Source organism: Pseudomonas sp. P5_A2_2, assembly GCF_054177685.1.
Window position 1 is genome coordinate 1 of the sequence record NZ_JBGCUL010000285.1, and the last position, 5,158, is coordinate 5,158.

Below are 5,158 nucleotides of genomic sequence, written 5' to 3' on the forward strand. Positions count from 1 at the left end.
TCCAGATAGTGCTGCACCAAATGTTCGGAACTGAGAGTCCCGTTGTCCAACGCATGACGCATGTCGGCGAGGGTCATGCGTTCGATACTGTCATCCGCCTGAGCACTTGCTGCCATTAGCAAAAACGAGCACGCCACGAACTTTTTATTCAACTGCATTGTTATTCTCCGAGTGGGTACAGGCGAACGAAACCAGCTCGCACCTGATGTGGGTGCAAGGGAATGAATGGGAGGCAGGGGAAAAAAGGCCGGGGTTATCCGCCGGCCCTGGTAGGTTCTGAAGGCTACGTCAAAGATCGCAGCCTTCGGCAGCTCCTACAGCAACTGATTCTTTTGCAGGAATTCCCGGGACACGCTCTCGATGGATTCACGGCCGACATCGACCCGGGAATTGAGGCCCGCGATGGTGTCGTCATCCAGCCTGGACGACAGGGCGTTGAGCAACTCGCCGATCTTTGGATTCGCCTTGAACACTTCAGTGCGAATCACCGGGGTCAGCGCGTAGCTGGGGAAGAAGCCTTTATCGTCTTGCAGCACCACAAAGCCGAAGGCCGGAATCCGCCCATCCGTCGACAGGACCAGGGCCAGATCGACCTGCCCGTCCCTGAGCGCCTGATAGGTCAGCCCGCCGTCCATGCGGACGATGTTCTTGCGTTCAAATTCAAACTTGTAGGTCTCTTGCAGAGGACGCAGGCCATCAGGCCGGGAAAAGAACTCAGCGTTGGAGGCAAACTTATAGGACTTGCCTGTTTCGATCTTCTGCGCAAGATCGCTGATCGAGGCGATTCCATCCTTCTCGGCCTCTTCCTTGCGCATGGCAAAGGCGTAAGTGTTGTTGGCCTTGGAAGGGTTCAGCCAGGTGATGCCTTTCTGCGCATCCAGCTCGCTGATTTTCTTGTACGTTTCGTCGGCGTTGAGCTTGTCCGTGACTTTATTGTAAGTAATCAGTGAAGTGCCGGTGTATTCCCAATAAACATCGACCTGACCGTTCTCTTGCGCCGCGCGCAATACGGAAGAACCCAGGTCCGGGCGTTTATCAACACTGTAGCCATTGGCGCGCAGGAGTTGAGCGGTCATCTCGGCAACCAATTGCTGCTCGGTAAACTTCTTGCCGCCGACCACAATCGTGCTGTTGGCAGAAGCACTGCCCACAACACCGCAAACAAGACTCAGGGTAAAGATCAGACTGGCCAGCATTCGATAAATCATCGTGCACCTCATATTATTGATTTTTGTCTATGGTCTTCAGATTCATTCGCGCCMGGCCAACCTCAAGCCCCGTGACACTGCAATGTTTTGAATCAAGCCGCAGCCCAGATCGACCGCAATCGCCAACAGCGCGGTCGCCGCGGCGCCGGCCAGCATCATGCCGAAGTCGTTCAAGTCGATCCCGGTAAAGATCAACTCGCCCAACCCACCGCCACCGACCAGGAAGGCCAGCGGCGCGGTACCGACGTTGATCGCCAGCGCCGTGCGGATGCCGGCGAAAATCACGTTCATCGCGTTCGGAATTTCAACTTTCCACAGCGTTTCCCGTGGCGTCATGCCCATGGCCTCGGCCGCTTCGACCAGGTGCTGCGGCACCGCACGCAGGCCTTCGTAGGTATTGACTGCCACGGGCAACAACGTCGCGACAAACAAGCCGATGATGGCCGCGCCGCTGCCGACACCAATGAAACTCATGGCCAACGCCAGCAACGCGAGCTTGGGGATCGCCTGCCCTACGTTAAGGACCTGCATGCTGGCCATGGCGTAACGCTGGTTCGCCGGACGGCTCATCCAGACGCCCAGCGGCAGCGCGATGACCAGCGCCAGCACCCCACTGACCGCCACGATCTGCAGATGCTGGACCGTCAGGTAGCTGATATCGCCCCAGTAAAATTGCAGCCCTTTCCACAATCCGATCAGTAAGTCAGACATTGTCAGTGCACCACCGGAGTAATGTTTTCAACCAGTCGCGCCAGGATGTYGGCCTGGTGGACATAGCCGATAAAACGTCCGTCGCTGTCGTTGCAAAGTGCCCAGTCCTGGCCGCGACCCAGCAACTGCGAAAGCACCTGGCGCAGGTCATCCCCGGGCTTGACGATCAGGTGCGATTGCGAAACGACAGCGCTGTTGCCGCCCACGATCTGCATGTGTTCCAGTGGCGGGACCTTGCTGGCCACGTCAGCCGCACGCAGCAGACGCAGGCGCTTCATGATCCGGTCGCCGCCCATGAAGTTCGCCACGAACTCGCTGTTGGGCCGGGCCAGCAGATCATCCGAGCTGCCGAACTGCTGGATTTTTCCGTTATGGAACAGGGCGACGCAATCCGCCATCTTCACCGCTTCATCGATGTCATGACTGACAAACAGCACGGTCTTGTTGACGAGGCGCTGGATGCGCATGAATTCGTCCTGGATCACTTCCCGGTTGATCGGGTCGATCGCGCCAAAGGGCTCGTCCATCAGCATCACCGGCGGATCCGCTGCCAGGGCCCGGGCCACGCCTACGCGTTGCTGTTGACCACCGGAAAGCTCACACGGATAGCGCTTGAGAAATTTCGACGGATCCAGCGCGACCACTTCCAGCAACTCCGCGGCGCGCTTTCGGCTTTTGGTTTTGTCCCACCCCAACAGATTGGGAACGACGCAAATGTTTTCCTCAACGGTCATGTTCGGGAACAGGCCGACTTGCTGGATCACATAGCCGATGGAGCGTTTGAGGGTGACGCTGTCCAGTTCGGACGTATCGCGACCTCCAATTCTGATCGTGCCGGAGGTAGGCGTGATCAGTCTGTTGATCATTTTCAGCGTCGTGGTCTTGCCACAGCCCGACGGCCCAAGCAGTACGCAGATCTGCCCCTCTTCAACATTGAATGAGACATCTTCTACTGCAGTGATTGAGCCGAATTGCTTGTTGAGGTTTTCGATCTGGATCACGTCGTAGCTTCCTTCATTCGGCCGGTGGCCACTTTGTTCTTGTTCAGGCCTTTTGGCGTCAGCAGGCGCTGCAAGCCGTACAACGCGTAATCGGCCGCAATGGCGATGACACTGATGACGATCGCGCCGGCCAACAGCTGTCGGGTATCCGATTGCGCGATGCCGCGAATGATGAGGCTGCCCAGGCCGCCGGCGCCGATGTAGGCCGCGATGGCTGCGATGCCGATGTTGATGACGGTCGCCATCCTCACGCCCGCCATGATCAGCGGGACCGCAATCGGCAGCTCAACCTTGCGCAATCGTTGCCCGGTCGACATGCCCATCCCGATCGCTGCTTCGCGCAAGGCCGGATCGATGTTGGAGATCGCAGTGGTGGTGTTGCGGATGATGGGCAATTGGGAGTAGAGGAACAGCGCAATGACCGCCGGTACGACGCCGATCCCGTAGCCGATCAGCGACAGGGCCGGAATCATCAGCCCGAACAGCGCGGCGGAAGGAATGGTCATCAGGACCGCGGCGAAGGCCAGGACCCAGCGGCGCGTTCTGGGGTGCTGGGAGATCGCAATCCCGACAGGCACGCCGGTCAGAATCGCCAAACCCACCGCTACCGCCACGATGAGCAGGTGCTGCCCGAGTAGCAGACTGATCAACCCGCCGTTTTCCAGAATGAAACTCAAGGTTTCCATGTGTTATGCCTTCTGTACGTCATTGTTGTTTTTATCGGCCGTGCATCTGGAATTGAACGCCGGATCTGTAGGAAACATTACAGCGCTACTGCAGGCACTCTGAGCTTCGAGTTCGACGATTTCTATCAAAAAAACGACGTCACGCGGCCAACCAATGCGCAATGCAAAGTGCAGCGTCGATTGCAGACGGCAGTATGCGGGATCGCCAAATGACAAGGCTTGCCAGAGCGCACCGCCTGTCGGGGCGAGTCATTAGCTAGCTATGGGATTTTACAGAGAGGATTGGTTCAGAGGCTTTTCAGGGGATTGGCGCTTGTTGACCCATGCGCTCAGTAACTGAAATCAGGAGTGAGCATCATCAAATTTCCGCCGCTCTTCACCAGGCGTACATCCCCAGACACGACGGTAAGCAGCCCCCAGATGTGACGCTGAGACAAACCCACAGCTATAGGCAATGGACGCAATGGGCTGGGTGCTTTCACGCAGCAACCGGCGTGCTTCGTTCAGCCTGAGCTCCAGATAGAACTTCTTCGGCGTCATCCCGAAGTGCTGATGCCACAGCCGTTCGAGTTGACGGTGGGACAGATTGCAACGGTCGGCGATCTCTTCGATGCCGACGATGTTCTCCAGATTGTTCTCCATGAAGGCGATGGCGGCTGTCAGCCTGCGATCGTGAATGCCGAACCGCCACTGAATCGACATCCGCTGATGCTCTTCCGGCGCTCTTATCCTGGCATGCAGAAATTGCTCGGCGATGCTCGCCGCGAGCTGGTTACCGAAATCAAGCGCGATTTGTGCCAGCATGAGATCGATGGCCGCCGTCCCCCCGGCGCACGTCCAGCGGTTGCCATGGTTGACGTAAAGCTCCTTGGTGACTTCGATCGAGGGGAATTCTTCCGAAAACTGGCCAATGGACTCCCAGTGCAAGGTGCAGCGCTTGCCTTCCAGCAAGCCGGCGCGTGCAAGGATGAACGTACCGGTGCTCAATGCGCCGACGGTAATCCCGCGGAACGCTGCGCGCTGCAGGAAGCGCAGCATTTTTGGTGGTTTCTGATGTTCGATGTCCAGGCTCGCCAGGACAAAAATGCGATCCAGCTCCGGCGCCTGATCAACCGGCACAGTCTGGATTTCGATACCGCTGCTGGAACTGACCGGTCCGCCCGACTCCGTGAGCAGGGTCCATTCATAAAGCGTTTTGCCGGACAGCCGGTTGGCCGCGCGCAAAGGCTCGCTGGCTCCCGCCAGGGCCATCATGGAGAACTGAGGAAGAATGAGCAGCCCGATTCGCTTGGTTGTGCCGCTGTTCACAGACGTCGCCGATTCACTGGGGGCTGTCATCGCCAGATCCTTTCATGGTAGTTCCAGCCGTTCGAGTGAACAGCTCAGGCCACACCGGGGAAGTGGCTTTGGACACGCCATGTTAGGGGTTGGGCACACATTCAGCCAGATTGGATCGTTGAGACCGCGAACCCGCCCGGCCAAAGCGCAACGACAGATCAGAATGACGTGAGCGATACACGCCGCGATACTGGAGATCGCTGCGAGACTTCGG

At 58.0% G+C, this 5,158-nt stretch carries 5 protein-coding genes; all 5 read right to left on the reverse strand.

What is annotated here, in order from left to right:
• Positions 1 to 314 precede the first annotated feature (314 nt).
• On the reverse strand, positions 315 to 1,208 hold the full coding sequence (locus ACXRVY_RS16415) for a glycine betaine ABC transporter substrate-binding protein (protein ID WP_223462594.1): 894 nt from the start codon (positions 1,206 to 1,208) through the stop codon (positions 315 to 317).
• A gap of 42 nt (positions 1,209 to 1,250) precedes the next feature.
• A complete protein-coding gene (locus ACXRVY_RS16420; protein WP_458237774.1) occupies positions 1,251 to 1,919 on the reverse strand; it encodes an ABC transporter permease in 669 nt (222 codons plus the stop codon).
• A gap of 2 nt (positions 1,920 to 1,921) precedes the next feature.
• Entirely contained in the window at positions 1,922 to 2,920 is a 999-nt protein-coding gene (locus tag ACXRVY_RS16425) for an ABC transporter ATP-binding protein (RefSeq protein ID WP_458237775.1), read from the reverse strand.
• Entirely contained in the window at positions 2,917 to 3,606 is a 690-nt protein-coding gene (locus tag ACXRVY_RS16430; RefSeq protein ID WP_218433270.1) for an ABC transporter permease, read from the reverse strand. Before ACXRVY_RS16430 ends, ACXRVY_RS16425 begins: the two co-directional genes overlap by 4 nt.
• Positions 3,607 to 3,948: 342 nt before the next feature.
• The gene (locus ACXRVY_RS16435) at positions 3,949 to 4,944 is read right to left on the reverse strand and encodes a GlxA family transcriptional regulator (RefSeq protein WP_223462596.1); all 996 of its coding nucleotides are present in this window, start codon (positions 4,942 to 4,944) and stop codon (positions 3,949 to 3,951) included.
• Positions 4,945 to 5,158 lie beyond the last annotated feature (214 nt).

What these genes read in the sequence shown, in the direction of transcription:
- ACXRVY_RS16415 (WP_223462594.1), bottom strand. Translation starts at nt 1,208, where the DNA reads ATGATTTATCGAATGCTGGCCAGTCTGATCTTTACCCTGAGTCTTGTT.
- ACXRVY_RS16435 (WP_223462596.1), bottom strand. Translation starts at nt 4,944, where the DNA reads ATGACAGCCCCCAGTGAATCGGCGACGTCTGTGAACAGCGGCACAACC.
- ACXRVY_RS16430 (WP_218433270.1), bottom strand. Translation starts at nt 3,606, where the DNA reads ATGGAAACCTTGAGTTTCATTCTGGAAAACGGCGGGTTGATCAGTCTG.